At 68.8% G+C, this 26485-nt stretch carries 21 protein-coding genes, 4 tRNA genes and 1 pseudogene; 9 read left to right on the top strand and 17 right to left on the bottom strand.

All coding sequences use genetic code 11. The features are described 5' to 3' along the window. Positions 1–12 precede the first annotated feature (12 nt). The 4 genes from FHR84_RS00925 to FHR84_RS00910 form a co-directional block, all read right to left on the bottom strand. Positions 13–1398, bottom strand: coding sequence for an FAD-binding oxidoreductase (locus FHR84_RS00925; RefSeq protein ID WP_179533505.1), 1386 nt, complete (start codon positions 1396–1398; stop codon positions 13–15). Positions 1399–1602: 204 nt separating this feature from the next. Further along, a complete protein-coding gene (locus tag FHR84_RS00920; protein WP_179533504.1) occupies positions 1603–2589 on the bottom strand; it encodes an adenylate/guanylate cyclase domain-containing protein in 987 nt (328 codons plus the stop codon). Further along, positions 2561–3010: a universal stress protein gene (locus tag FHR84_RS00915; RefSeq protein ID WP_179533503.1), complete on the bottom strand. Its 450-nt coding sequence runs from the start codon at positions 3008–3010 to the stop codon at positions 2561–2563. The genes FHR84_RS00920 and FHR84_RS00915 overlap by 29 nt, the downstream gene beginning before the upstream one ends. A 199-nt stretch (positions 3011–3209) precedes the next feature. Then, on the bottom strand, positions 3210–4934 hold the full coding sequence (locus FHR84_RS00910; protein ID WP_246300085.1) for a PucR family transcriptional regulator: 1725 nt from the start codon (positions 4932–4934) through the stop codon (positions 3210–3212). A gap of 132 nt (positions 4935–5066) precedes the next feature. Between FHR84_RS00910 and pruA the strand changes: the two genes are divergently transcribed. Continuing rightward, entirely contained in the window at positions 5067–6695 is a 1629-nt protein-coding gene (gene pruA, locus FHR84_RS00905) for an L-glutamate gamma-semialdehyde dehydrogenase (RefSeq protein ID WP_179533502.1), read from the top strand. Positions 6696–6758: 63 nt separating this feature from the next. Continuing rightward, positions 6759–7685, top strand: a complete 927-nt coding sequence (locus FHR84_RS00900) for a proline dehydrogenase family protein (RefSeq protein WP_179533501.1) — start codon at positions 6759–6761, stop codon at positions 7683–7685. A 95-nt stretch (positions 7686–7780) separates the two neighbouring features. On the opposite strand, the gene FHR84_RS00895 is transcribed toward FHR84_RS00900, so the two are convergent. The 5 genes from FHR84_RS00895 to FHR84_RS00875 all read right to left on the bottom strand — a co-directional run bounded on the left by FHR84_RS00895 (position 7781) and on the right by FHR84_RS00875 (position 9589). Further along, positions 7781–8278 (bottom strand): nucleoside deaminase, encoded by a 498-nt coding sequence (locus tag FHR84_RS00895; protein WP_179533500.1) that lies wholly within the window; start codon positions 8276–8278, stop codon positions 7781–7783. 483 nt (positions 8279–8761) lie between these two features. After that, positions 8762–8833 (bottom strand) — tRNA-Val (locus FHR84_RS00890). A gap of 1 nt (position 8834) precedes the next feature. Beyond that, a tRNA-Cys gene (locus tag FHR84_RS00885) sits at positions 8835–8906 on the bottom strand. A 43-nt stretch (positions 8907–8949) separates the two neighbouring features. Then, a tRNA-Gly gene (locus FHR84_RS00880) sits at positions 8950–9021 on the bottom strand. Between the two features lie 142 nt (positions 9022–9163). Continuing rightward, complete coding sequence (locus tag FHR84_RS00875) at positions 9164–9589, bottom strand: SsgA family sporulation/cell division regulator (protein ID WP_017976071.1); 426 nt, start codon at positions 9587–9589, stop codon at positions 9164–9166. A 951-nt stretch (positions 9590–10540) separates the two neighbouring features. On the opposite strand from FHR84_RS00875, the gene FHR84_RS00870 reads away from it, so the two are divergent. The 4 genes from FHR84_RS00870 to lhgO all read left to right on the top strand — a co-directional run bounded on the left by FHR84_RS00870 (position 10541) and on the right by lhgO (position 14137). Then, positions 10541–10930, top strand: a complete 390-nt coding sequence (locus FHR84_RS00870; RefSeq protein ID WP_218861856.1) for a TIGR02611 family protein — start codon at positions 10541–10543, stop codon at positions 10928–10930. A gap of 60 nt (positions 10931–10990) precedes the next feature. Next, positions 10991–11062: transfer RNA gene (locus tag FHR84_RS00865), tRNA-Val, on the top strand. 577 nt (positions 11063–11639) lie between these two features. Continuing rightward, entirely contained in the window at positions 11640–12746 is a 1107-nt protein-coding gene (locus tag FHR84_RS00860) for a DUF418 domain-containing protein (protein ID WP_179533499.1), read from the top strand. A gap of 173 nt (positions 12747–12919) precedes the next feature. Beyond that, complete coding sequence (gene lhgO, locus FHR84_RS00855) at positions 12920–14137, top strand: L-2-hydroxyglutarate oxidase (RefSeq protein WP_179533498.1); 1218 nt, start codon at positions 12920–12922, stop codon at positions 14135–14137. An 85-nt stretch (positions 14138–14222) separates the two neighbouring features. Here lhgO and FHR84_RS00850 read toward each other — a convergent pair whose 3' ends face one another. After that, the gene (locus FHR84_RS00850; RefSeq protein ID WP_179533497.1) at positions 14223–14621 is read right to left on the bottom strand and encodes a phage holin family protein; all 399 of its coding nucleotides are present in this window, start codon (positions 14619–14621) and stop codon (positions 14223–14225) included. A gap of 297 nt (positions 14622–14918) precedes the next feature. Between FHR84_RS00850 and FHR84_RS00845 the strand changes: the two genes are divergently transcribed. Continuing rightward, positions 14919–15965 (top strand): LLM class F420-dependent oxidoreductase, encoded by a 1047-nt coding sequence (locus tag FHR84_RS00845; RefSeq protein ID WP_179533496.1) that lies wholly within the window; start codon positions 14919–14921, stop codon positions 15963–15965. A gap of 143 nt (positions 15966–16108) precedes the next feature. Here FHR84_RS00845 and FHR84_RS00840 read toward each other — a convergent pair whose 3' ends face one another. Then, entirely contained in the window at positions 16109–17137 is a 1029-nt protein-coding gene (locus FHR84_RS00840; RefSeq protein ID WP_179533495.1) for a D-2-hydroxyacid dehydrogenase family protein, read from the bottom strand. A 227-nt stretch (positions 17138–17364) separates the two neighbouring features. Here FHR84_RS00840 and FHR84_RS00835 point away from each other — a divergent pair, with 227 nt between their 5' ends. Continuing rightward, positions 17365–18159 (top strand): cupin domain-containing protein, encoded by a 795-nt coding sequence (locus tag FHR84_RS00835; RefSeq protein WP_179533494.1) that lies wholly within the window; start codon positions 17365–17367, stop codon positions 18157–18159. A gap of 24 nt (positions 18160–18183) precedes the next feature. Here the strand turns inward: FHR84_RS00835 and FHR84_RS00830 are convergent, their stop codons facing one another. From FHR84_RS00830 to FHR84_RS00815, 4 genes are all read right to left on the bottom strand, one after another. Beyond that, the gene (locus tag FHR84_RS00830) at positions 18184–18705 is read right to left on the bottom strand and encodes a hypothetical protein (protein WP_179533493.1); all 522 of its coding nucleotides are present in this window, start codon (positions 18703–18705) and stop codon (positions 18184–18186) included. A 328-nt stretch (positions 18706–19033) separates the two neighbouring features. Next, a complete protein-coding gene (locus FHR84_RS00825) occupies positions 19034–20122 on the bottom strand; it encodes a Gfo/Idh/MocA family oxidoreductase (RefSeq protein ID WP_179533492.1) in 1089 nt (362 codons plus the stop codon). 149 nt (positions 20123–20271) lie between these two features. After that, positions 20272–21006 (bottom strand): response regulator, encoded by a 735-nt coding sequence (locus FHR84_RS00820; RefSeq protein WP_179533491.1) that lies wholly within the window; start codon positions 21004–21006, stop codon positions 20272–20274. Between the two features lie 21 nt (positions 21007–21027). Next, positions 21028–22335, bottom strand: a complete 1308-nt coding sequence (locus FHR84_RS00815) for a sensor histidine kinase (protein WP_179533490.1) — start codon at positions 22333–22335, stop codon at positions 21028–21030. A 626-nt stretch (positions 22336–22961) separates the two neighbouring features. On the opposite strand from FHR84_RS00815, the pseudogene FHR84_RS00810 reads away from it, so the two are divergent. Then, positions 22962–23705, top strand: a pseudogene (locus FHR84_RS00810) (SAM-dependent methyltransferase); the annotation flags it as partial. Between the two features lie 96 nt (positions 23706–23801). On the opposite strand, the gene FHR84_RS00805 reads toward FHR84_RS00810, so the two are convergent. Beyond that, complete coding sequence (locus FHR84_RS00805; protein ID WP_179533489.1) at positions 23802–24998, bottom strand: MFS transporter; 1197 nt, start codon at positions 24996–24998, stop codon at positions 23802–23804. Positions 24999–25287: 289 nt separating this feature from the next. Further along, positions 25288–26478 carry an acyl-CoA dehydrogenase family protein gene (locus FHR84_RS00800; protein WP_179533488.1) on the bottom strand — a complete coding sequence of 397 codons (1191 nt, stop codon included), beginning with the start codon at positions 26476–26478 and terminating at the stop codon, positions 25288–25290. Positions 26479–26485 lie beyond the last annotated feature (7 nt).

Here is a 26485-nt window from a genome sequence, read left to right as displayed (position 1 = left end):
GCAGCAGGCCGCTCAGTTCCCCAACACGCACTTTTCGTACAGTCCCGGCAGTTTTCCCGCCTGGTCGTACCGGTCTTTGAGGCTCCGGTACGTCTCCCCGTCGTAGTGCTCCCAGAACTCCTCGCGTCCGTAGTAGGCGGTCGAGTACAACGACTTGTGGCCGTCGAGCTCGCTCACCTTCCCCTCGATCGCACGATTGTGCGCGCCGAGCTCCTGGTCGGCACGCAGCGGAACGGTGGCCCAGAAACCGACGTTCACGTACAGTGTCCCCGGGTCCATCGGATACAACGGCCAACCGGCCGTGTCCCGGAGCCGCACCGGGCACAGCCACACGGGGCTGATCCCGATCTCGTCGTGGAAGAACTCCAGGAACTCCGCGAGGCGGTCCACCGGGATCTCCACGTCCTGGATCACCGGCTCCCTGCGGGGGCGTCCGCGCAGCCGGTTGATCCGGTCGGACAGCGCGAAACGCTGGTCGAGGGCAACGGCCTTGCGATAGAAGTCGGAGCGCAGGAAACGCCGCGGCCAGAACGGGCGGAGCAGCGGGTGCTGGGCTCCCATGGCCCGTGAGCACCAGAACCAGTCGGTGTCCCAGCGCCACAGGTAGTCACCGACCTTCAGGTGGTCCACATCCCGTTCCCGGATGGACCGGTAGTAGATCCTGCTGCCCGTGTAGTCGCTGGTGTAAGGAGCCCCGTCGGCGAACGTCCCCAGCGTGAGGTACAGCTCGGACCGCCCGAACACCGTTCCGTCGACGAAGTCCACCCGCCGGTCCCGCCAGGTTCCGGCGCCGTGTATCTCCTCGATCGCCGTCGCGCACTCGTCGGCCGAGGTGAACCGCACGTGCCGCAGCCGCACGTGGTCCCGAACGGGTTCGAGCTCGATGACCAGCCGCAGCGCGTATCCCAGGGAACCGTAGGAGTTCGGAAAGCCCCTGAAGAGTCCGGCGTGCTCGTTGTCCGGCCTGGCCAGCACCACCTGACCGTCCCCCGTGAGTATCTCCATCTCGCGGACGGATTCGTGGGGAAGACCGTTCCGGAACGAGGACGCCTCGATCCCCAGCCCCGCCACCGCGCCGCCGATGGTGATCGTCCGCAGCTGCGGAACCACGAGCGGCATCAGCCCGTGGCGCAGCGTTTCGGCGACCAGGTCCTCGTAGGTGGTCATTCCCTGCACGTCGGCCGTCATGGTGTCCGGGTCCACGGACAGCACCCGGTCGAGCCCCGTCACGTCGAGTCCGCCCCCGCCCACGGGCGAGCGGAAACGAAAGAGGTTCGAAGTGGACTTGGCCAGTCGGACGCGTTCGGAAGCCGGGATCCGGCCGTAACGCGTCGCCAGCGCGGCGACTTCGTCCGCGTGTTCGGCACCGGTTGAGGGCACTGGGGGATCGGTCTCCATGATCTCCGACCATATGCCGCTCGACCGATGACGGCATCCTGTTTTGCCCCGGAGCACTCCACGGCCCCCGGATCGGCGACACACCGTGTTCCGATCGGCACGTTCGATGGGAACTCCGCCCGGCTCGTCGCGGGTTCCGCGACCCGCGCCGCCACGCGGACCGGGACGGCGAAGCCCCGCCACGACCCGGCCGGGCGACCCCCATCAGCCGGCTCGACGCAGCGCCCAGGCCTTCAGTCCGCGGAACCCGGACACCTTGTTCGGGCCGAGCGCGGTGAGGTCGAAACGGGACAGCTCGCGCAGTTCGCTCGCGCACTCGCGGTCCACCAGCACCGAAGCGGGCCGCGCCAGGGTGGTGAGCCTGCTGGCTATGTTGACCGTGGAACCGTAGACGTCACCGAACCGGGCCAGCACCCGCCCGCTGGCCAATCCGATGCGGAGCGGGGGAAGTCGCGGTTCCTCGGCCACTCGCTCGTTGAGCGACAGGGCGATCTCGCCAGCGTCCCCGGCCGTGTCGGCGACGAACAGCACCTCGTCACCGACCGTTTTCACGATCCTGCCGTGGTTCTCGGCGATCACACCGGTGACCAGCTCCTCGAAGGTGTCTATCAACCTGGCCAGCTCGATCTCGCTGTAATCGCGGATCAGCCTGGTGTAGCCCACGATGTCGGCGAATCCGACGACCAGGGTGGGTTCCTCGGCCCGGTCCTCGCTCTCGTTGAGCTCGCGGGCCGCGATGGCGGACAGGTGCCTTCTCCAGACGTAGCCCTGGAGGTGTTCCATCACCGGCAGGATCGCCTCGGCGACCTGGGCCGTGGTCTCGCGGTCGCCGGTGAAGCTCTCCCCCAGCACGGACTTGAATATGCCCACCTGCCACTCGGCGAGCCGCGACATCGTCTGCGCGAGCGAACGCGCCACCGCGGTCTCCAGCTCGGGAGGGATGACCTCGGCCGAGACGAGCCGGACGACGGTGCGCAACGCCGTGATGTCGAAATCGGTGAACACGACCGCCTCGTCCGAGACGTGCGCGAACCCCATCGCCTGCCAGAGCCGTTCCGCCCTGGAAAGCTCCACACCTGCCAGCCGCGCGACTTCGCTCTTCCGATAGCGCGGTTCGCCACCCAGCAGTGACCACTCCACCGGGTTCTCGGGCGCTACGAAATCATCGTGCGGTTCGAACGACGAGCACATCACTCTCCGAACGTCGTGAGATCTCCGAGGGGACCGACCCCAAAATGCGCCCCTTCAACGTGTTCAGCCCACGGCTTCCGACCACGAGCAACTCGGCCGAGCGCCGTTCGGCCGCTCCGATCAGCGACTCGACCGGCTCGCCGAGCACCGCCACGGTATCGACCGCACGCGCACCGGCCGAACGGGCGTGATCGGCGGCCGTGCGCAGGCTGTCCTCAGCCGGTGCGGAACCGACCACTTGGAAGGCCTCCTGTCCCATCTCGTCCCTGGCGTGCTCGACCTCACGCCTGCTGTTCGGATAATACGCGCAAACGATCAACAGTTCGGCGGACTCACCCGCCACCTCGGCGGCACGGGCGACGGCGTGCATCGACGGAGAAGAGCCGTCGGTTCCGACGACGACGGTGCTGTACGGCGACATGACTTCTTCCGTCCTCCGGAGCTGGGTCGATGTGGCACACGGACGTGAACACCAACGAGCGAGCGGCCGAAGCGTCACGGCTTCCGCCCGGAAGTTCCGCCTCCCGGACGAACCAGCGCCACCGCGGCGCCCGCCCGCGGAGCGGGCTCACGAGCCACCTGCGGAACCTCGGGAGCGGGCCGGATCCGCGCGCTCCACGTCAACGGCGCGGGCCACCCTCACCTCGGCGGGCCGCCAGCAGTTGCAGGTGAACGCTCAGCCGTTCCGCGGGGTCGTCGAGATCGACACCGCAGATGCCGACGGCCCTGCGGACGCGGTACCGCAGGGTGTTCGGGTGCACGTGCAGCGCCAGGCTGGCCGAACGCACGTCCCCGAAGGATTCCAAGTAGGACAGCAACGAGCGGCAGAACTCCGTTCCGTTGTCCCCGTCGTAGGCGCGCAGTTTCGCCAGGCGCGGGTCGCGCATCCGCTCGTTGTCCCGCAACGTGGTGAGCACCTCGCTGAGCAGCACGCGCGAACGAACATCGGCGATCGTCGCGACCTCGGTGCCCGGCTCGTGCCCGAGCGCGTCCAGGATCCGGTCCGCCTCGGCCCTGGACGCCGCCGCCTCCTCCAGACTCGGGACGACCGAACCGATGCCCGCCTGCACCCTGGAGCGGATGTGACCACGGGCGGCGGCGACTATCTCCTGGGTCAGCCCGGAAACGGCGGACTCGGGCTGCCGCTCGGACAGGTCGGGGAGCAGCACGTAGACCCGGGACCCGATCGTGGTGACCAGAGCGCTGCGCCTGTAAGCAGCGGCGTGCACCGAGATCAGACTGGTCATCTCGGCACGTTCCAGTTCGATCTCGGAGCGGTTGGACGCGCCGGACTGGTCCCGCGGGCGCAAAGTGAGCACCACCACGGCGACGGGCTGGCGGACGTCGGCACCGATGTTGGACGCAGCGGACTCCCCGTCGATCCGGTTCTCCAACAGCCCGGCCAGCAGGTTCTCCCTGAACCGCGGGCCCATCGTCGACTCGGTCCGCTGCCGGATCAGTTGCAGCGCCGCGACCCTGGCCGCGCCGATGAGCGCCCGCTCGGTTCGCTCGCTCAACGACCGCGTCCCCTCCTGGACCCAGATCGTGCCCAGGGGCTGCGCTCCGGCGTGAATGCCGACGGCCATCCTGCGGCGGATCCCGAGGTCGGGACGCTCCTCGATCCGGACGACCTCCTCACCACCACGCAGACGCTGGTACACCCCCCATTCGCGCAGCATGGCCAAGTACGATTCCGGGCCGCGCCTGCCGAGGATGGAGAGCCTGCGCAACTCGTCGACCTCGTCGTCGGAGCGCGAGTAGGCCAGCACCCGGTTGGCCGTGTCCTCGATGCTGACGATGCCGTCGGTCATCGCGGCCACCGTCTGCGCCAGCGAGAACAGGTCCCCCAGCGCCTCCCCGACGTCGGGGTCACCGGTGATCCGCGCGTTGTCCAGGGCGGACCGGGCGAACGACTCCAGCTGTTCCCAACGCACCCCGGGGCGCACCCCGAGCAGGGCCACTCCCTCGTCGATCGCGGCCTCGCGCAGCGCGCGCACGTCCTGCTCGGCCTCCACCTTCACCGCTACGGCGGTAGCGGCCGAGCGGGCCACTCGCCGGACCAGACGCACCGCCGAGCGGCCACGCGCTCCGATGACCAGCACCAGATCGTTGGCCCCCGCCCCGGAGTCCTCCTCCGGATCGACGATGACCACATCGCGCACGTCGACGTCGAACCCCGCGGGAGCGGCGAGCACGTCCACGAGCGGCTCCCCCACGGCGATCAGCAGCTGCCGCAGCGGAACACCCTCCGCCCCCGCCTCGCCCACCGCGGGGGGATCGGACCCCTCCGCCGCGGTCCGCGTGGGACCCGGGTCACTAGCGATTTGTTCGATCGGCCAATCCATCACCGACAACGATAGACGCGCGCACAAGCCGCCGAACGGCCGGAACTTCTATTCTCGGTGGGTGAGGAAACCGCCCCCACGGGGCGAGGTCACCGACCCGAGACGGAAGTCGCGCGAGGAGGCGTAACGGCCATGGATGCCATCACTTCGGTCCCCGTGCCGGCCAATGAGCCGGTCAAGTCCTATGCCGAGGGAACGGCCGAGCGACAGTCCCTGCAACGGCGCCTCGCCGAGCTCCGGTCCGAACCCGTGGAACTCACCATGACCATCGCGGGCAAACAGCGCATGGCCGGCGGTGAGCGGTTCGATGTTGTGGAACCGCACAACCACTCCCACGTTCTGGGCGTCTGCGCACAGGCCACCAACGAGGACGTGGCCGAAGCGGTGCGCGCTGCCAAGGACGCCTCCGAGGAATGGGCGAACACGCCGTTCGACGAGCGCGCCGCCGTGATGCTGCGTGCCGCCGACCTGCTGTCCGGCCCGTGGCGGGACACCATCAACGGCGCGACCATGCTCGGCCAGTCCAAGTCGGTGCACCAGGCCGAGATCGAAGCGGTCTGCGAGATGGCCGACTTCCTGCGGTTCAACGTGCACTTCGCACGGCGCGTGCTCGCCGAGCAGCCCAACTCCGTGCCGGGCGAGTGGAACCGCATGGAGTACCGCCCGCTGGACGGGTTCGTCACAGCGATAACCCCCTTCAACTTCTCCGCCATCGCGGCGAACCTGCCGACGGCCCCCGCCCTGATGGGCAACACCGTGGTCTGGAAACCGACTCCGACCCAGCAGTTCGCCGCGCACTACACGATGCGGATGCTGGAGGCGGCCGGGCTGCCCCCGGGAGTCGTCAACATGGTCACCGGGGACGGACAGGCCGTCGGCGAGGTCGCGCTCACCGATCCGGACCTGGCCGGACTGCACTTCACCGGTTCCACCGGAACCTTCAAGAAGCTGTGGAAGACCATCGGGGAGAACCTGGACAACTACCGCACGTACCCCCGCATCGTCGGCGAGACGGGCGGGAAGGACTTCGTCGTGGCGCACCCCTCGGCGGACCCGGCCAAGCTCGTCACCGCGCTGGTGCGCGGGGCCTTCGAGTACCAGGGGCAGAAGTGCTCCGCGGCCTCCCGCGCCTACGTCCCCCGATCGTTGTGGGAGTCCGGACTCCGCGAGGACCTGATCGCCGCGACCAGCGACATCACCTACGGCGACCCCACCGACTTCGGGCACTTCGGCGCGGCGGTGATCGACTCCCGCGCCTTCGCCAAGCACAAGGCCGCCATCGACCGGGTGGCGACCGAACCCTCGCTGGAGGTCCTGGCCGGCGGTGAGTACGACGACTCGGTCGGCTACTTCGTCCAGCCCACGGTGCTGCTGGGCAGCGATCCGCACGACGAGGCGTTCACCACGGAGTACTTCGGCCCGATCATGGCCGTGCACGTCTACGACGACAACCGCTACTCCGAGATCCTGGACACCGTCGACGAGACCAGCCCCTACGCGCTGACCGGAGCGGTCTTCGCCACGGACCGGGACGCCATCCAGCAGGCGCACCACCGGCTGCGGCACGCCGCGGGCAACTTCTACGTCAACGACAAGCCCACCGGCTCCATCGTGGGACGTCAGCCCTTCGGCGGCGGTCGTGCCTCGGGCACGAACGACAAGGCCGGTTCGATGTTCAACATCCAACGCTGGGTGAACCCGCGCGCCGTCAAGGAAACCTTCGACGCGCCCACCAACCACACCTACCCGCACCAGGGCTGACCCGAGGCCCGTCCGGGAGGACGTCCCGGACGGGCCTCGCGCCCGCATCCACGAGGAGACAAGATGCTGCGCACCACGATGCTGGCCGCGGCCCGTTCCAGTGCGGTACGTCGGCTGGTGGAGGCCAATCCGCTGACCCGCACGGTCGTCGACCGCTTCGTCGCGGGCTCCGACACCTCGGCGGCGATCGGGGTGACCGGTCGGCTGGCCGACAAGGGCCTGCACGTGACCCTCGACCACCTCGGCGAGGACACCACCGACGCCCGGCAGGCGAACGAGACGGTGCTGGCCTACCAGGGGTTGCTCTCGGAACTGCGGCGGGCCGGCCTGGCGCACCGCGCCGAGGTGTCCGTGAAGCTCTCCGCGGTGGGGCAACAGCTGGCCGCCGACGGCGAGAAGATCGCGCTGGACAACGCCCGCCGGATCTGCGAGTCCGCGGCCGAGGCGGGCACCACGGTCACCCTGGACATGGAGGACCACACCACCACGGACACGACCCTGCGGACGCTTTCCGACCTGCGGGTGGACTTTCCCTGGGTGGGGGCCGTGCTGCAGGCGTACCTGCACCGCACCGAGCAGGACTGCCGTGATCTGGCGAACGAGGGTTCCAGGGTCCGGCTGTGCAAGGGCGCCTACTCCGAACCGGCCTCGGTGGCCTTCCAGGACAAGCACGAGGTCGACAGGTCCTACGTGCGCTGCCTGCGCGCCCTGATGAACGGGCAGGGCTACCCGATGGTGGCCACGCACGATCCACGCATGGTGCGTATCGCCTCCGAGCTCGCCGGAAGCGCCGGACGCGCGAAGGAGAGCTACGAGTTCCAGATGCTCTACGGCATCCGCCCCGGCGAGCAGCAGCGCATGGCGGAGAACGGTGACCGGCTGCGCGTCTACGTTCCGTACGGCCAGGAGTGGTACGGCTACTTCATGCGCAGGCTGGCGGAGCGGCCGGCCAACATCGGCTTCTTCCTGCGTTCCCTGCTCACCCGCTGAACGGGCTCGTTCGGCTTCTCACCCGCGGCCCTCGGACCGCGACGGACCCCGGGGACGGACGGCCGTCCCCGGGGTCCGGTCTCCACGTCACGCGGTCACCGGAGCCCACCGGTTCCGCCGTGGTAGCGGACGTGCAGCTCGCGAACCCGGTCGACGAGTTCCGGCACCGGACCCTCCACCCGGAGCGCCGGGACCACCTCCCCTATCGGCAGCGCTGCCACCGGGGCAACGGGAGCACCCAGCTCGTCCAACCACTCCCCCAGCTGTTCCGAGGAGACGATGTAGACGATCCGCCCCAAGCCGGCCCAGCCGTGGGCGGCGGCGCACATCGGGCAGTGCTCACCCGAGGTGAAGACGGTGGCAGCCGCTCGCTGCGGCCGTGTCAGGTGCTCGGCGGACCAGCGGGCCAGGGCGAATTCGGGGTGCCGTGTGTCGTCCCCGCTCGACACACGATTGCGTTCCTCGGCGAGTACGGTCCCGTCGGCGGCCACGAGCACCGAACCGAACGGTTCGTCCCCGGCACGCAGCGCGTCCTCCGCCAGTTCCGCACACCGGCGCAGGCACTCGAATTCGTGGTTAGAAACGGTGGACATGCTCCGGAGGGTACGAGCACCCCGGCAACTCACACACCAGGATGAGAACCCACGTGCTCACCCCGAGAACCTCACGGGGGCCGTGGTGCGCGGTACCGGCCACATACGAGGTTCGGTGCCGGTCACAGCTGCCGGGACCACCATCCGCCCCGGGGCCGGACCCGACGGGCTGCGCTCCTCGTCCCCACGGAACCCGAAGACCGCGACCGCGAGCGGGCCCGGACACCGACGTGTGCGGCGCACTCCGCATGCGCTGCGTGGATCGATGGCCTGCTCGGCGAGCGGAGGCAACTCGACCGCACCCGAGCAGCCAAGCGCGAAGCCCTCGTCGCCGAGGTCGGCAGCACCGGGCCCGGCACCGTCGTCGTCCCGGCACTCCGCGTCCCGAACCTCGCAGCAGCGGGATCGAAACGCGAGGAGGCCGCAGCCACCCACACGGCAGCTGCGGCCTCGAAGGACACGGACGGAAAATGGCCGAACCGGTGCGCGATGCTGGGATCGAACCAGCGACCTCTACCGTGTCAAGGTAGCGCTCTCCCGCTGAGCTAATCGCGCGAGGCGGAGGCGGGAATCGAACCCGCGTACAGGGCTTTGCAGGCCCTTGCCTAAGCCACTCGGCCACTCCGCCGAACCCACCCGCGACCGGCAACGCCGGAATCAGGTGGCACCAGAGCGGATGACGGGATTCGAACCCGCGACCCTCAGCTTGGCAAGCTGATGCGCTACCGCTGCGCTACATCCGCACTCACGACGGGGCCGAAGTTCGCCTCGGCCGTTCCGCCGTGTTGCACCAAAAACTCTAGACCACGCCCTGAACGGCGATCAAACCGGGGGGCCCGTTCGACGACCACGGCCCCACCGGAACCGCCCCCACCGCACCGGGGATCACGAAAGGTCGTGCGGAAGCAGCCTGGTCAGCGCTTCGTCGATACTGACCCACAGGCTCTCGTTGCCCGGCACGACCACGTCGTAGGTGCGGTCGAGGAAATCCGCCAGCTCCTGGGCCGACGCCTCGAACACGGCGTGCCCGGAGGGCGAACTGAGCTCGATCACCACCACCTCGGGGTCGTCCGCCGCCGGCCGGATGGCCACGTCTCCCTCACCCGCGTAAGCGATCAACCCGTCGGCCAGCAGGTCGCGCGCGAAAACCCACTCGACCCATCCGGCGCGGCCGGTGCGGAACGCGGCCACCACGGCGTACGGATCGCGGGTGTCGTAGCGCAGCTCCACCTGAACGGGCACAGCAGGCGTCTGCGGCGCCAGCAGATCGAACACCGCTGTCGAGCGAAGGGTCACATGATCGTTGCGCATCGTCCTCGCCTTCCTTGCTCCCTCCCGGTCTCTGTGAAAATCGACCGAGCAACACAGTTGTGACGGCTGTCCGGGTTCGTTCGCTCGCCACTCACGAACAGATCACCCACACGGGGGAAAATTAATTCGCTGAGCTACCGGTGAACTCCGCAGAGTAACCGACAACCCAGGTGGCCGAGGCGGATCCCCGAGATTCATCAACACGGCTCTCACCGCCCGACACCAACGAAGAAAACCACCGAGTGCGCTGACCACGTATTCGGGAACCGCACCGGTTCCGATATCAACGTGATACTTCCTTTCGGATCTCACACCCACACACGGCCGTTCCTCGGCCGGACATGGCACGAACCCGTTGTCAACACCCCGAAACGACCACCGCAACGCTCGAAATCACGATCCGTCTCCCGCGGCCACCACGGGGCGCTGTTTTCAGGATAGTCGATACTTATACGACAGGCCGTTTCACACAAGTGCCCCGCGAGAGGCACACCACAAACATTCACCGAAACGGGCGAATATCAAATACTCCGAAGTCGAGCTTTCACGCCTGAAACGCCCCTCGAAAAAGAGAGCGGGGTCACAGTGTGAGATGGCCTGCCCCGTGCGCGCGAGATCGACGCGACACCGGACGAACGAGCGCTATCCTCGGGTTACACCCGCGGAGCACTCCGCTCGCAGGCCCCGGCGCGGACCCCGGAACCGCCGGCCCCGGCGCACCGGACTGCGGAACAGCCGACACGTCCACCTTACAGACGAGGTGGCACTCCGTAAGCTGAGAGACCGAAGGATCGCGGCCTCGCCCCCGCGGACGAGACCGGAGAGAAGACCCCTGAAGCTGGCAGGTGTGTTCTGAACAGGACGGCGGAACCCGACTCGCGACAACACCGGGCAACCCCCCAGCGAGCCACTTCGGCCCTGCGCACCCGGCTGCACGAGCTGCGTGAGCGCTTGCGGGCGCGCAGGGAGAGGATTCGTGCCAAGCGCGGCCTGAACGCGCTGTACCGCTTCACCCTGGGGCTCACCGGCGGCCTGGTGCTCGTCGTCGGCATCGTGATGATCCCCTACCCCGGACCGGGCTGGTTGTGCGTGTTCGCGGGACTGGGGTTGCTGGCCACCGAATTCGCCTGGGCACACCAGGTGAACATGTTCGCCAGGCACCACTACCACCGCTGGGTCCGCTGGCTCTCCCGCCAGCACCTCGTCGTCAAACTGACGATCATGGGAACCACCGGCCTGATCGTCCTGGCCACTCTCTGGGCGATCGGGGCGTTCTCCCTGCTCGGAAACCTGTTAGGGCTGAACTGGCCGTGGTTGACCTCCCCCCTGTTCGGCCCCTGAGAACGATCGTGTAAGCTTTTGGCTGTCGCTGACAGGGGACGGCGAGGACGAACAGAACACGGGCGATTAGCTCAGCGGGAGAGCGCTTCGTTCACACCGAAGAGGTCGCTGGTTCGAACCCAGCATCGCCCACTCACATGATCCGGCCGCTCGGGAGCACCTTCCGGGCGGCCGGATCGTTGTCATTCTCGCCACGGCGCGCGGAAACCGGCTGACTCCGGAATTTCCCCACCGCCAGGCGGGAGGCACCGCCTCCCGCATTCCACCGGTGGTGTCCGTCGCCCACCACACCGGGCGCGCGATCCCGCGACAACGGCCCGGCACTCGTCCACGGTTTCCGTGATCCGAGTTTCCGTGATTCCCACCGGGGAAAGTGACACGGTGAACCACTGCCCGGCAAATCGGCACCGGGACGCAATTTCGAACAGCTGCGCACTTTCCGTGTCCGGAAAGACACGAAAGGTTACCACCGCTCCGCTCGGAAGCGATTCCGCCCTCCGCACGAACGAATCCCGCGAGTAAGTACGCACCCCCGCCCCGCGGGAGTCGAAACGATCGCTGGTTTCGCCCGGCCGAAAGCCGAGCGGGGCGAAAAGCCAAATCGTTCTTCCGGCCGAGCCCCTCGGTCGGAGGATATCGGCCGATCGGCCGGGACCTTCCGACCGAATTGCCGTCCCCCGCGCGGAGGTCCTCGCCCAGACTGGGACGCATGAACGGATCCGTTCCCGGTGCGCACCGGGGGAAGCCGGACGGAGCGGAAGGCTCGCCGGAGGAACATCCCCCGGGCTCCGCACCCGAGGACCCCGCTGCCCGAGCCGACGAACCGACGACGAACCTCACGACCAGAATGACCGAGCTCGACGCGCTGCGCGGTTTCGCTCTCTGCGGGATCATATTCGTCAACGTCCCCCCAGTCATGAGAATGACCGGGATAACCGACGGTGCGGTACAGCCCGTGAAGCACACGCTGGACCTGCTCGTTCAGCAGCGCTTCTTCCCCTTGTTCTCGCTCCTTTTCGGCATCAGCTTCGCTCTGGTGCTGCGCAGCGCGCAGGACAGGAACAGACCCCCCGGAGCGGTGTTGGCCAGAAGACTGCTGTTCCTCGTCGCTCTCGGCGCCCTGCACCACCTGTTGCAGCCGGGAGAGGCACTGCTGTACTACGGGCTCGGCGGGCTCGTGCTCCTCCTGCCGCTCAACCGGGCTCCGCTGTGGCTCAACGGCCTGCTGGCAGGTGGTCTGACCGCCGCGGGAGTCGCTGTCGCCAGCGGCGGGCTCGCCCTGGTTCCCGGGATGCTGCTCGCGGGATTCGTCATCGGGCGAACCGGTCTGCTGCACCGGGTCGAACAAAGCTCCACCGGACTCGCCACCGCCTTCTGCGTGTCACTGGTGCTGGCCACCAGTGGCCTGATCTGGCAGGAACAGGAGCCACTCTCCGCCGGATTCACCCGCTCGTCCGCGATCGCCGGACTGTGCCTGGCCGCGGTCTACGCCACCGGATTGCTGCTCGTGCTCCGCACGTCCACGGGCAAACGAATCTCGAGCGCGTTGGAACCGCTGGGGAGGATGGCACTGACGAACTACGTGGGCGCCACTCTGATGTTCGTTCCGACCGGTCACCTGATCGGCCTGTGGCAGTCGAACCACTGGGGCGGATTACTGGCGCTGTGCGTCGGGATCCTTGCGGTGCAAGCGATCGCGAGCAACCTGTGGTTGAAGAAGTTCCGCTACGGTCCGTTCGAGTGGGTCTGGCGCTGGGTCACCTGGTGGCAACCGGTCCCCTTGCGCAAGGAGACTTCGTCGGCTCGCTTCACGTGAGTGGTGCTGACGAGCGGACCTCGGACGACGTCCGGCCGCGCCGGTCCCCGACGTCGGGTACGCGCCTGCACAACGTCGGGGGCCGTCCTCGCGGCACTCACCGGAGACACCTCGGCGGTGCGGTGGTACGGGGCCCCTTTTCCCGAGGACGCGACTCGGCAAGGATGTGCGGCATGACAGCCACCAGGGACGTGACGGTCGTCGGCGGAGGCATCGTCGGACTGGCCACCGCGTACGCCCTAGCCATCACGGGCACCGGAGGACGTGGGAACACGAGGGTCACCGTCATCGACAAGGAGCTCTCGTGGGCGGCGCACCAGAGCGGGCGGAATTCCGGGGTGATCCACAGCGGCCTGTACTACAGCCCCGGGAGTTCCAAGGCACGGCTGGCACGTGCCGGAGGCGAGGAGATGTACGAGTTCTGCGCTCGCCACGGGGTGCCCGTCGAACGAACCGGCAAGGTGGTGGTGGCCACCGAGGAGCGCGAACTGCCCGCTCTGGAGGAACTCGCCCGCCGCGGCAGGGCCAACGGGGTGGGTGTCAGCGAGCTGGACGGCGCGCGGCTGCGGGAGCGCGAGCCCGAGATCAGCGGCGTCCGGGCGCTGTTCGTCCCCGAAGCGGGCGTGACGGATTTCGCCGCGGTGTGCCGCAAGCTGGCCGAGCTGCTGTCCGAGGCCGGCGTGGAACTGCGCACGGGCACGGAGCTGCTGAGCAGCACGTCGACGGGCGACGAGCTGGTCCTGTCCACCACGTCCGGAGAGATCCGCACGCGGAGGGCGGTCAACTGCGCCGGTCTGCACAGCGATCGGGTCGCCCACCTGGCCGGTGGCGACGTTCCGGTGCGGATCCTGCCCTTCCGGGGCGAGTACTACGAGAGCTCCGCGTCCAGCGACCTCGCGGTGCACTCGCTGGTGTATCCGGTGCCGGACCCGGCCTTCCCGTTTCTCGGGGTGCATCTGACCCGGATGCTCGACGGAAGCCTGCACGTGGGACCGAACGCCGTACTCGCCCCGGCACGTGAGGGCTACGAGCGCCGGGACCGGTCCGCCGCCCACGTCCGCGAACTCGCGGGGGATCCGGGACTGCGCGCCCTGGCACGCAGGTACTGGCGCCCCGGTCTCGCCGAAGTGGCCCGTTCGCTGGCCAAACCGCTGTTCGTGCGCGCCGCCCGCAAGCTGGCCCCGCGCGTCCGCTCCTCCGATCTGGTCCCGGCCCCCGCCGGAGTACGGGCGCAGGCGGTCAGGCCCGACGGGACGCTGGTGGACGACTTCCTGATCACCGAGGACGCCCACTGGGTGCACGTGCTCAACGCACCGTCCCCCGCGGCCACCGCTTCCCTGGTGATCGGCAGGGAGATCGCCACCCGCATCCGGCGCAAGACGCCGGACTGAGCCATCGCGGGGCCGGTCCCTCCGCGCCTCCGCGCCGAGGGGCCAGCCACCCGTCCCACCGCGCAGACCGCCCCGTGTGAAGCCTTCAGTCGTCGACAGAGGCGACCCGCCGCACGATCGCGTGCAGAAGGCTGCTGACCACGGTGACGACGATCGCTCCCCAGAACGCCGCCCAGAAGCCGTCCACGTGGAACGGCAGGTCCAGCCTCGTGGCCAACCAACCGGTCAACCAGAACAGCAAGGCGTTCACCACGAGACCGAACAGGCCGAGGGTGAGGACGTAGAGCACGCACCCCAGTGTTTTGGCCACGGGTTTGAGCACGGCGTTGACGATCCCGAACACCACGGCCACCACGAGCAGCGTCAGCGCCTGGTCCGCTACTCCTTGGGTGGGGTCTCCCGGGTCTCCGAGGGTGATGCCGGGCAGAGCGGTGGTGGCCCACACGGCCACCGCCGTAATCAGGATATGCACTACGAGTGTCACGATGCGTCCCTCCGCGGTCGCTGCCGTTTCCGCGGTGCTCAACGCTACTTGTACTGATCGCGCTTTTCGGAAGACACCGTCCCCCGAAGGGGGGAGTTCCCACCTTCGTGCTCGTTTCCCGGTGGGTGGCGACGCGCCCTCGTCGAGCACGACTCCCGGCCGCGGGGAGGGACGACCGCGCACAGGGACTGCCCAACTGCCGTACTCGCCGGTAACCTGTGCGCGATCCGTCGAACCACTCCGGGTCGCGGACACTACGCGCAGAGCGGGACCGATCCCCGGCAGAGAGCGAGAGACATGCGTATCGGTATGCCGCTGAGTTTCAGCGGGGGCTTCAAAGAGACCGTCGACGAGCTCGTCGACCACGAAAAGGCCGGGCTGGACATCGTCTACGTCCCTGAGGCGTACTCCTTCGACGCGGTCAGCCAGATGGGATTCATCGCGGCTCGCACGCAACGACTGGAGATCGCCTCCGGAATCCTGCAGATATACACCCGCACGCCGACGCTCACGGCGATGACCGCGGCCGGGCTGGACTACGTGTCCGACGGTCGGTTCACCCTGGGGATGGGCGCGTCGGGACCGCAGGTGATCGAAGGGTTCCACGGGCTGCCGTACCAGGCTCCCCTCGGGCGCACGCGCGAGATCGTGGATATCTGCCGCAAGGTGTGGCGCAGGGAAAAGCTGACCCACGAGGGCAAGAACTACAACATCCCCCTCCCGGAGGAAGAGGGCACCGGCCTCGGCAAGCCGCTCAAACTCGTCAACCACCCGGTCCGGGAACGCATACCGATCATGATCGCCGCCATCGGCCCGAAGAACGTGGCCATGACCGCGGAGATCGCCGAGGCCTGGGAACCGATCTTCTACGTGCCCGAGAAGGCGAACGAGGTGTGGGGGGAGTCCCTGGCCACCGGGAAAACCAAGCGGGATCCCGCTCTCGGGGAGCTGGACACGGTGGTGCAGGCCCCGCTGGCCATCGGCGAGGACCTCGACGAGCTGCTCGACTCGATGCGTCCCATGCTCGCCCTCTACATCGGCGGCATGGGAGCCAAGGGCAAGAACTTCTACAACAACCTGGCCCGCCGCTACGGTTACGAGGCCGAGGCCGAGCGCATCCAGGACCTGTACCTCGACGGGAAGAAGGACGAAGCCGCGGCGGCGGTTCCCCGGGAACTCCTGACCAAGACCTCGTTGATCGGCACCGAGGGGCACGTGCGCGAACGACTCGCCGCGTTCAGGGAGTCCGGCGTGACCACCCTCAACGTGACCCCGCTGGCCGGTTCCGCGGTCGAGCGGACGCGGTTGATCGAACGGGTGCGCGGGCTCGCCGACGAACTCTGATCGGAGTTCGCCGTTCGGGCGCGGTGGGCGTCCCGGCTGTCCGGACTTCACCGGGCAGCCGGGCGCCGGTTGGCCCTCCGAGGCGTCAGGGCACCGCCCGGACGGGGTCCGCTCCCCCGGGGCACCGGACCGGCGGTCCGCCGTCAGCCACCGTTGAGCACCCGCACGGGGCTCCCCTCCAGGAACCGGCGGATGTCCTCCACCGTCTCGGTGTAGAACGCGCGGTAGGTGGTTTCGCTGACATAACCGATGTGCGGGGTGAGCACCGTGCGCGGCGCGCTGCGCCAGGGATCGTCGGCCGGGAGCGGTTCGCGCTCGTAGACGTCGATCCCCGCGCCGCCCATGCGGCCCTCGTGCAACGCGGCGAGCAGTTCCGGCTCGTCCACGATCGGACCGCGGGAGGTGTTGATCAGGTAGCCGTCCGGTCCTATGGCGTCGATCTCCGGACGACCGACCAGCCCTCGGGTGCGCTCGCTCAGTCGCATGTGGATCGTGACCACGTCGGAGGCCGAGAACAGCTCCCGCTTCCCGACCGCCCGGGCCCCGAACTCGCTCGCCCGCTCCTCCGTGAGGTTCTCGCTGAAGGCCAGCACCTCCATGCCGAAGGCGCGTCCGACGGCGGCGACCTGCCCGCCGAGACGTCCCAGCCCGAGCACTCCGAGGGTTCGTCCCGCCAGGTCGACGCCGATGGTGTGCTGCCATCCCCCCGTGCGCACCGCGCGGTCCTCCCGCGGAATCCCCCGAGCCAGCGCGAGGATCAGCCCCCAGGTGAGTTCCGCGGTGGGAGCCCAGTCACCTCCTGTGGCGGAACCGTTCCCGGTCCCGCAGACGGTGACCCCGTGCTCGGTCGCCGCATCCATGTCAATGGCCGCATTGCCCATGCCGGTTGTGACCAGCAAGCTCAACTTGGGAAGCGCTTCAATAACCTCCCGGGGGAACGCGGTCCGCTCCCGCATAACCGCTACGACGTCGAAACGTCCGAGCCTGCGCACGAGCTCGTCGCGATCGGCGATGTGCTCGTCGAACACCACCACTTCGGTGTTCCCGGGCAGGCTCTTCCAGTCTCCGTACTCGCGCGCGACGTTCTGGTAGTCGTCCAGTACCGCGACGGCGATGCCGGTATCCGAGCTGTTCGCGGCGTCCTCAGGGCCCTGTGCGCTGTCACCCAGCATGGCACTCCCAGTCACTGGTCGGGTTTCGGTCAACGGCTGATCTCCTCCGGAGACGGCAGGTTACCCGCCGGGGGAAGTTCTTCGCGGCCCGTGGAGAGCATCGGAGAGTGCGCGGCTCCGCCGCTCGGCTGACGACCGGACCGGGCGAGCAAGCACTGGCCCGAACCGCGCGGGCACTCGGGGAGGACTGTTTCGCTTCGTGTGGCGCCCCGGAGATACTCTGATGCGTGACCACAACGACGCTGTTTCACCTGCTGCCGTTGCGGGAGTACCGCTCGGAGAGCACGAGTCCGATCACGGCCGACTCGCTGGAGCACGAGGGGTTCGTGCACTGTTCCCCGGACCCGGAGACCACGCTGGCCGTGGCCAACGGGATGTACCGTTCCGCTGAGGAGCAGCTGGTGCTGCTCGAACTGGATCCCGCCGAGCTGTCCAGCCCCGTCCGCTGGGAGCCCCCCACCCCGCGCCCGCCGGAGGGGGTGCCCCCGGAAACCCCGTTCCCGCACGTCTACGGCCCGTTGGACCGCGCCGCCGTTCGCGGCGTCCGTTACGCGCGCCGCGACGTGCACGGCGAGTTCGTGGCTTTCGAGAACCGCGGAGAAACCGCGCAGCGTCTCGACCTGCTCCCGCACCCGGAGGGTGGCTGGTACCGCCGCACCTGGACCTGCGCGGAGAAAGCGTTGCTCACGGATCGTGGCGAACGCCCGAGCGCCACCTCCATCTACTACCTGCTCACTCCCGGGGAGCGTTCACGCTGGCATTCGGTGCGCTCGGACGAGCTGTGGATGTGGCACGGCGGAAGCCCACTGCTGCTGTCCACCGCGGCCCGGGGTGAACATCCGGACGCACGGGCGGAGACCGTCACGCTGGGCCCGGACCTCCCGGCGGGTCACAGTCCCCAGTTCCTGGTTCCCGCCGGGACCTGGCAGTGCGCCGAACCCGCGTCCTCCGCGGAGGAGACCCTGGTCAGCTGTGTGGTGTCCCCCGGATTCGACTTCGCCGATTTCGAGGTGTCCTCCTGAGCGGGCTCCCGGTCGTGGCGCCGGTCACCGACCGCGCATCGGTGACCGGACCCCCCGCTGAGTCAGCACGCAGACCAGCACCACGGCCACGCAGACCCCGGACAGCGCCAACCCGCGAACGTCGGTGGACTCGCTTCCCGCTCTTCCCGCCGCCGTCCTCCCCGAGCGGCTCATCACCGCTGCGCGCGGTGACCACGCGCGTTCACCGCTCCGCCGGGCGGGCGAAGCGCTCGTCACGTTGACGGCCCCGCCTGCCGGAGAGGGGCTCCGGGGGGACGGGACCACCGGTCCCGGAAACCACGAACCGGTCCCCGGCGTGTTCTCACCGCTCGGTTCGGGTGGGGACGACTCGGAAGGGGCTGACTCGGTCGGCGTCCCGGCCACGGAGGGCGAACTCTCCGTGGCGGGTTTTTCACCCACCCGAGTGGGGGTGAACGGAACGGTTCCCACCCACCGCTGCTCCACCCAGCTCATCGCCACCAACGCGGTCACGATCGAACTCATGGTCCCCGTGGCCACCATCACGAAGACGGCAAGACTGTTCACCAGCAATCACCCCGGATGTCCCGAAGAAGGGGGCCGCTCACGAACGCGCGTTTCGCGGCGTACCGAGAAGCGGGAATCTGATTGCGCGACATCGTGCTTCGGAAAGCGCATCGACCTGTCGACCACGGTATAGGCGAGCGCGGAATGATGTCGGCAACCCTCCGGGAGGTCCCCTGAAAGAGGGAGACCGTGGTTCACGGCGGGCGGGACCGCGCGGGGGCGGCCACTTCCGTCCCCGGAAGTGGCCGCCGGTACGGAGCTCATGGCGGATCCGGAGAACCTCACCGGAGAGGCGACCGCGGCACGGCCCCGGCTCCGGAGGACCCCGTCAGGCTTCCGCCCCGGAAACGCCGGGATCCACCGGTGCCTCGACCGAGCGGTTCCGGGCCGAACGCCGAGCCGCTTCGATGATCGCCAATCCGCGCGCGGCGTCCTCGGCAGCCACGGGGGCGGCGGTTCCGGACTCCAGCGCGGAGGCCACTCCGGCGTAGAAGTCCTGATAACGTCCCGGTTCGCTCGGGCGGGAACGCGCTTCGGAGCCCACTCCGACCACGGCCCGGGTCTCCTCGGACTCGACCCCCCAACCGGGGTCGCCCGGCAGCCCTCCGGCGCGAAGCGCCGCTTCCTGCGGATCCGTCCCGTACTTGGTGAACGCGCCACGATCACCGAGCACCCGGAAACGGGGACCGTACTGAGCGGCCAGTTTTCCAGTCCAGAGATGACTGATCACACCGCCGGAGTGCTCGAGCGCCACGAAGGCGTCGTCGTCGGCCGCCACACCGGAACGGAGCGTCTTCATCTCCGCGTACACGGAGTCCACCCCGCCGAACAGGTACGTCGCCTGATCGATGAGATGGCTGCCGAGGTCGTAGAGCACTCCGGCCGCCTCCTCGGGGCCGCCGCTGTCCCTCCAGGAGTCCTTGGGCGTGGGAACCCAGCGTTCGAACCGGGACTCGAAACGGTGAACCCCGCCCAGCTCCCCCGAACCGAGGACCTCGCCCAGGGTGAGCATGTCGCTGTCCCAGCGCCGGTTCTGGAACACCGTCAGCAGTACCCCGCGTTCGCGGGCGCGGACGATCAGTTCCCGAGCCTGTTCGAGGGTCGGGGTCAGCGGCTTGTCCACCACCACGGGCAGCCCTGCCTCGATCGCGCGACTCGCCAGCTCGGCGTGGCTGCTGTTCGGAGTGGCCACGACCACCAGATCCAACTCGTCGGCGTTCTCGAAGAGCTGCTCGGCCCGCGCGTGCACCCGCGCGTCCGGATGATCCTGTCGCACCTGCTCGGCACGTTGCGCGCTGCCGGTCACCACCGCTTCCAGTCGCGTACGCGGTTCCGCCTTGATCAGCGGCGCGTGGAACGCCGCCCCGGCCAAGCCGTAACCGAGCAGACCGACACGTAACTGCCCCGGGGAATCCATGCCCTCATTACATCAACGGCGTTCGCCGGCGGACCGAGCGGTGACCGGGTCACGACCGGGCGGAGCCTGCCGCGGAGCTCACCCGCTCGGGAGCCACACCTCGCGAGGGTCCGGGGCCGGGCGACGACGCGCAGCAGACCGGCCCGGGATCAGGCGCTCTCGCCCCGGGAGTTCCGCACGGCCGCCCCCACCCCACCGAACGGTTCGCTCGTCGCGCCGTCCCGGCCGGGGCAGACCAGCCCGGTCTCGTACGCGGTGATCACCAGCTGGGTGCGGGAACTGAGGTTGAGCTTCTGCATCACGTGGTAGACGTGCGATTTCACCGTCAGCTCGGCCAGTCCCAGATTGGCCGCGATGTCGGCGTTGGAACCACCTCGGGAGACCTCGAGCAGCACGTCCCGCTCACGCTCGGTGAGCGCGGCCAGCTCGCTGGAGGCCTCGCGCACCTCGAGGGAGGCGAATCTGTGCAGCAGTCGGCGCGTCACGCTGGGGGCCAGCAGGGCGTCCCCCGCGGCGACGGTGCGCACCGCTCGGACGAGTTCCTCGGGAGGCGCGTCCTTGAGCAGGAAACCGCTCGCCCCGGCGCGCAGTGCCGAGTAAACGTATTCATCGAGGTCGTAGACGGTCAGCATGACGACAGCCGTGTTGCCGCCGGTGCTTTCGACGATCTCGCGAGCAGCGGCGATGCCGTCCAGCCCGGGCATCCGCACGTCCATGAGGACGACATCGGGTCTGCGACGCCGGACCGCCGCCACGGCGGCCTGACCGTCGTCGGCCTCGGCCAGCACGCGCAGGTCCGACTCGGCTGACAGCAGGGCCACCAGACCGCCACGAATCATCGCCTGGTCATCGGCGACCAGCACGTTCGTGATCGACTCTGTCATCGCCAGCGGACCTCCTCAGGCTCACGTCGGGCCCGAAGTTTCGGGGCACGGTAGCACGGCCGACAAATGAAACCCATTCGGAACAGGGTGTGCGGTAAGCGCCCCTCCGAGCAACGACACGCGCTCGCGGAGACCGATCAGACCATGCCCGGCCGCCCCCCGGTGCTCCTCCGCGGCGCTCTCTCCCCCTCCCTCCGCCCGAATGGCGGAGATCGGGCCACCTCCCCCGATGAACGAATCAGTGGCGTGGTTGCTCACCTCGATCGTCAGCTGATCCCGCTGGTACTTCACCAGCACCCGCGCGTAGCCGGCCCCGGCGTGTTTGAGCACGTTGGTCACGGCCTCCTGGACGATCCGGTAAGCCGTCATCTCGACCCCCGGTCCCAGGTCCCGCACTTCTCCACAACGCTCCAGCCGCCAGGCGACCCCCGTGCCACGCACCGAATCGATCAGCTCGTCCAGCTGGTCCAGCCCCGGGGAAGGCCGTCGTTCGGCCCGCTCCGGCTCCTCGGTGACGAAGTCGGCCGATGTGGACTGGTCGGGAGCGGTGCGCAACGCCCCCAGCAGCTGACGCATCTGCTCCAGCGAGGAGCGCGAGGTCTGCTCCAGCTCCCGCAGGGTCTCCCGCGCGTGTTCGCGGTCCTCGTCGACGAGAGAGCGCGCCACCCCGGCCCGCAGGGCCACCACGGAAAGATTGTGCGAGACGATGTCGTGGAACTCCCTGGCGATCCGGGCCCGTTCGACGGTGGCCGCCTCTTCGGCGAGCTGGTCCCGCGCCTCGTCGAGCAGTTGGACGGCCTGTTCCAGTTGAGCGGCCTGCCTTCGCTTGACCCGCATCGACCAGCCCCAGCCCAGCACCATGACCAGGTTGGCCAGTGCCCCGGAGAGCATCACCGCTCCCGCGCCCGCCGACATCAGCGGGAGCTTGCTCACCGGCCAGGCCATGGCGGCGGCCCCCGCGCCCAGCGTGGCCAGGAGTCCACCACGGACGCAAACCGAGTACACGCTGACCAGAATGGCCAGGTTCAACGACCCGACCGGCTCGTTGATCCAGGTCAGCAGGATGATCACTACCAGGAGCACGCTCAGGCTCACCCACGGCAGGTACCGCCGCAACAGCAGGGACCCGAACGCGGGAAGGCTGAGCAGCACCGACCACCACCAGAACGGCTCCCGCGGGTGGGGCGACAGGAACATCACGAGCACGTGACAGGCCGCGAAAACCAGCACGAGCCCCACGTCGAGCAGCACGGCGCGCCGCGGAAGCCTTCCGGGACCTCCCGGAGCCGCTCCGGTCTCACCGACGGCCTCACCGTGCAACACACCCATCGGCACCGCTTCCGATCCGCACCTTCGCGTTCGATTTCCCGGACGTTCCCGGCACGGACGGGAAACGAGCGGAAAATCACCGCGCCGCGTCCCCGGAACCGCCCGAGAACACGACCCCGCCCGGACGAACCGGGGCAGGGCGCACATCCGGCAGAGCACCGCCGATACCGGCCACTTCCGGCAAAACTAGCAATGAGTTCCCGAACGGAGGTAACGCGGATATTACGTGGCGAGTTCGCGGCTCGGTTCGCTCGGCGAATCGGGGCCGAACCTCATCCGGGGGAGCCCGCGGGGCCACCTCGGTGCACCGACCGGAGCGGACCGGGTTTCTCCCGCGAAGGCACCGAACCGTCGCTCGATCGGATGCGCGAAAGCGCAAAAGTGACACACGCCATTCCCCGGTTACTCCGGGGTTGCAGTACTATTAGTCATCAAATGACTACATTATGAGTTCAACCCGACGGCCCACTCGCACGGCAGGTGAGCGGTGTCGGACGTTTCCGGCCACACCTTCGTGATGCGTCCACTTCGGATTCGCAACGAAGCCGTTCCACGATCGCCCCTTCCGTATCCGATGGCACCCCCCGGGTGACGCTCCACGGCGCGATTCGGGAAAGCAGGCGGTAATGACCACGGAAAACCCACGCCACAGGCGAGAAATGGACCTGACGCGTCCGTGCGCGGCTCGCATCGCCGACGCCTTCCTCGGCGGCTGCCACAACTTCGGCGCCGAGCGACGATTCGTGGAACGGGCCGAACGGGCGCTGCCCGGGATCACCGGCACCTTCCGGAGGAGCAGGGACTTCCTCCGCCGCGCCGTCGACCACGCGCTCTCCTGCGGAATCCGGCAGTTCGTCGACCTCGGTTCCGGACTGCCGACGGTGGGCCACATCCACGAGATAGCGAACAGGATCACCCGTGACCACCGTGTGGTCTACGTGGACAACGAGCCGTTGACGGCCACGCACGGAGCACACCTGCTCGCCGGACAACCGCGGACGACCCTGCTGCACGCGGACTGCCGTGACGTGGAAGCCGTGCTGAGCGCTCCCGAACTGCGCCGGCTCATCGACCCGAACGAGCCCATCGCGCTGGTGCTCACCGGCACGCTGCACTTCCTGCCGGACAGCGTCGAGGCGCGCGCGGTCGTCGATTCCTACCGGGACGCCGTTCCCGCGGGCAGCCACCTGATCCTCGGGCACTTCACCGAGAGCCTCGCCCCCGAGCACGGAAGAGCGCTGCGACAGCTCTACGCGGAGAGCAGCGATCCGCTGTTCACCCGCGGAATCGAGTGGATCGAAACCCTGTTCGGCGACTTCGAGCCGCTCGAACCGGGCATGGGGCTGTTGACCTCGTGGCGCCCCGACCCCCGCACCGGGGCGGGCGACGATGAGAACCACCCGGTCCTCTACGGCGGTATAGCACGCAAAAGGGTCCGCTCGACCCGTTTCCGGAGCGAGCCGTTCTCAGCCGGAGCGCTCCGCCGCGACGCTCCTCCTGGCGAGCCACAGCAGCACGGCGCCGAGCACGGCGACACCCCCCGCGGCCATCCACGCCGCGGACAGACCCGCGTGAGAGGCCAGCACTCCGAACAGCAGCGGTCCGCTGCTGCCACCGATGTAGACCCCGGTCTGACTGATCGAGGTGGCCCCGGCCACGCGCCCGGGGTACAGCGCCGCCACGGCGAAGTTGAGCAGCCCCGGCCAGGCCCACCCCGCTCCGAAACCGATCACGGCTCCCAGCGGGAAGACGAGCGGGACCGGGAACGCCATGAGGGCGAACCCCGCGGAACCGATCACCAGCATCAACGTGATCAGCACGATCGGATCGGGGTTCCTGCGGTCGGTCAGCACCCCCACCGCCAGCCGCATGCAGAGCCCCACTGCGGAACCCACGACCAGCACCATGCCGGCGGAGGCCTGAGTGAACCCCACGTGCACACCCGTGGTGGTCACGAAGGAGCCCAGTGAGTTGGCCGCCGCCGATCCGAGCCCGGCGGCCGTCGCGATCAACAGCAGCACTCCCCGCCCCGGGGAACCGCCTCGTCCTCCGGTGGAGGCGGCCCCGGAGGGCTGTTCCGAGCGCACCCGAACCGGCAACAGCAGCACGACGCACACTCCGACGAACGCCGCCATCGCGAACGCCCAGCGCCAACCGAGCGTCAGCGCGACGGTCGGCACGGCCACTCCGGACAGGAGAGTGGCCGTGGGGATGGCGGCCTGCTTGATCCCGAAAGCCGTGGCCCGGTGGCGCAGGGGCACGCACCGGGCGATCAACGAGTTCGAGGCGGGCTGCCCGAGAGCGTTCGGCAGCCCCGCGAGCCAGAGCACCGCCAACAGCCAGAACCGGTTCGGTGCCACGGCCGTTCCCAGCAGACACAGCGAGCTGCCCGTGGCGGCCACCCGCAGCGAGGTGACCGTCCCGATCCGTTCGGCCACCCACCCCATGGGACGTGAGCAGAGGGCCGCGACCGCGAAGAAGCCCGCGACCCCCAGACCGAGGACGGCAGGCCCGAAGTCGAGCCGCTCCTGCAGCTGCACCCCGAGCCCTCCCACGAGGAACACCGGAAGTATGCCGACGGTGACCACTCCCGAGACCGCCGGAACCACGCGTCCGGGGCCGTACGCGGTACGCGCGGCCGCGCTCGCGGGAACTCTGACCATCACCGCACCTGCCGTTCGGTCGACTCCGGGCCCACCGCGTCATAGCACCCGAGGGCCCACCTCCGAACGGAGCAGTGACCGATCCCTCGCCGTACTGTTGAGAGCTCCGCTCAGGTTGACTGGACGGTTGCCCGGCGGAACCTCTCGCGGCGGTGCCGGTTTCCGGGACGGTGCGTTTCGGCGCCGCCGCGCCGAAGAACACGGCGAGCTGCCACGGCCGAACGGGCGCACCAGGCCTTGACGGGACCCCGCCAGCTGGTTGCGTGGCGTAACCGCCCGCGAGGGGCGTTCACCCCCGGAAGGCGTCCACTCCCGTCAGGGCCGCGCCGATGGTCAGCGCGTGCATCTCGGAGGTGCCCTCGTAGGTGAGCACCGACTCCAGATTGGTCATGTGGCGCATGATGGGGTATTCCATCGAGATGCCGTTGGCACCGAGCAGGGTCCTGGCGGTGCGCGCGACTTCGAGAGCACCGCGCACGTTGTCCAGCTTGCCGAAGCTGACCTGCTGGGCGAGCAGAGTCCCCGCGTCCTTGCGCCTGCCGAGGTGCAGCGCGAGCAGTCGTCCGTTCTGCACCCGCACGGCCATGTCCGCGAGCTTGGACTGGGTCAGCTGGTGCCCCGCCAGGGGCTTGCCGAACTGCTCGCGGGTGGTCGAGTACTCCAGCGCCGTTTCCAGACAGCTGCGCCCCGCCCCGTTGGCTCCCCACACGATTCCGTAGCGCGCCTCGTTCAGGCAGCTCAGCGGCCCGCGCAGTCCCACGGCCTCCGGCAGCACCGCCTCGGAGGGAAGCCGGACGTCGTCGAGCACGAGTTCGCTGGTTATCGAGGCGCGCAGGGACAGCTTGTGCTCGATCTCCGGTGCCGCGAACCCCGGTGCGTCGGTCGGGACCACGAAACCGCGGATGCCCTCTTCGGTGCGGGCCCAGACGACGGCCACGTCGGCGATCGTCCCGTTGGTGATCCACATTTTGCGCCCGTTGAGCACCCAGTCCGAGCCGTCCCTGCGTGCCGAGGTCCGCATCGAGGAGGGGTCCGAGCCGTGATCCGGCTCGGTCAGGCCGAAGCAGCCGATGGCCTCGCCCGCGGCCATCCTCGGCAACCAGTGCTGCTTCTGCTCCTCCGAGCCCCAGCGCCATATCGCGAACATGGCCAGCGACCCCTGCACCGAGACGAGCGAACGCAGCCCGGAGTCGCAGGCCTCGAGCTCCTCGCAGGCCACCCCGTAGTCCACGGCGGACATCCCCGCGCACCCGTACCCGTCCAGGTGCATACCGAGCACTCCGAGCTCACCCAGTTCCCGAGCCAGCTCACGGGCCCGGGGAAGCTCGCCGCGTTCGAACCAGTCGGCCACGTACGGCCGTACGCGGTCCCGGCACAACGCGCGAACGCTGTCCCTGATGGCCAGTTGCTCGGTGCTGAGCTCGTCGTCGATCCCGATCGGGTCGCGCGGGTCGAAGTCGGGGCGTTTTCCTGCGTTCATCTGCTCC

Source organism: Actinopolyspora biskrensis (genome assembly GCF_013408175.1).
Taxonomy (GTDB): Bacteria; Actinomycetota; Actinomycetes; order Mycobacteriales; family Pseudonocardiaceae; genus Actinopolyspora; species Actinopolyspora biskrensis.
This window is presented reverse-complemented; position numbering and strand designations above follow the sequence as displayed.

Coding starts and splice junctions, on each gene's coding strand:
- FHR84_RS00875 (WP_017976071.1), bottom strand. CDS start 9,589: ATGCGCAACGATCATGTGACCCTTCGCTCGACAGCGGTGTTCGATCTG.
- FHR84_RS00805 (WP_179533489.1), bottom strand. CDS start 24,998: ATGGTCAGAGTTCCCGCGAGCGCGGCCGCGCGTACCGCGTACGGCCCC.
- FHR84_RS00895 (WP_179533500.1), bottom strand. CDS start 8,278: ATGTCCACCGTTTCTAACCACGAATTCGAGTGCCTGCGCCGGTGTGCG.
- FHR84_RS00800 (WP_179533488.1), bottom strand. CDS start 26,478: ATGAACGCAGGAAAACGCCCCGACTTCGACCCGCGCGACCCGATCGGG.
- FHR84_RS00915 (WP_179533503.1), bottom strand. CDS start 3,010: ATGTCGCCGTACAGCACCGTCGTCGTCGGAACCGACGGCTCTTCTCCG.
- FHR84_RS00845 (WP_179533496.1), top strand. CDS start 14,919: ATGCGTATCGGTATGCCGCTGAGTTTCAGCGGGGGCTTCAAAGAGACC.
- FHR84_RS00815 (WP_179533490.1), bottom strand. CDS start 22,335: ATGGGTGTGTTGCACGGTGAGGCCGTCGGTGAGACCGGAGCGGCTCCG.
- FHR84_RS00910 (WP_246300085.1), bottom strand. CDS start 4,934: ATGGATTGGCCGATCGAACAAATCGCTAGTGACCCGGGTCCCACGCGG.
- FHR84_RS00900 (WP_179533501.1), top strand. CDS start 6,759: ATGCTGCGCACCACGATGCTGGCCGCGGCCCGTTCCAGTGCGGTACGT.
- FHR84_RS00925 (WP_179533505.1), bottom strand. CDS start 1,398: ATGGAGACCGATCCCCCAGTGCCCTCAACCGGTGCCGAACACGCGGAC.
- FHR84_RS00860 (WP_179533499.1), top strand. CDS start 11,640: ATGAACGGATCCGTTCCCGGTGCGCACCGGGGGAAGCCGGACGGAGCG.
- pruA (WP_179533502.1), top strand. CDS start 5,067: ATGGATGCCATCACTTCGGTCCCCGTGCCGGCCAATGAGCCGGTCAAG.
- FHR84_RS00820 (WP_179533491.1), bottom strand. CDS start 21,006: ATGACAGAGTCGATCACGAACGTGCTGGTCGCCGATGACCAGGCGATG.
- FHR84_RS00825 (WP_179533492.1), bottom strand. CDS start 20,122: ATGGATTCCCCGGGGCAGTTACGTGTCGGTCTGCTCGGTTACGGCTTG.
- lhgO (WP_179533498.1), top strand. CDS start 12,920: ATGACAGCCACCAGGGACGTGACGGTCGTCGGCGGAGGCATCGTCGGA.
- FHR84_RS00920 (WP_179533504.1), bottom strand. CDS start 2,589: ATGTGCTCGTCGTTCGAACCGCACGATGATTTCGTAGCGCCCGAGAAC.
- FHR84_RS00840 (WP_179533495.1), bottom strand. CDS start 17,137: ATGCTGGGTGACAGCGCACAGGGCCCTGAGGACGCCGCGAACAGCTCG.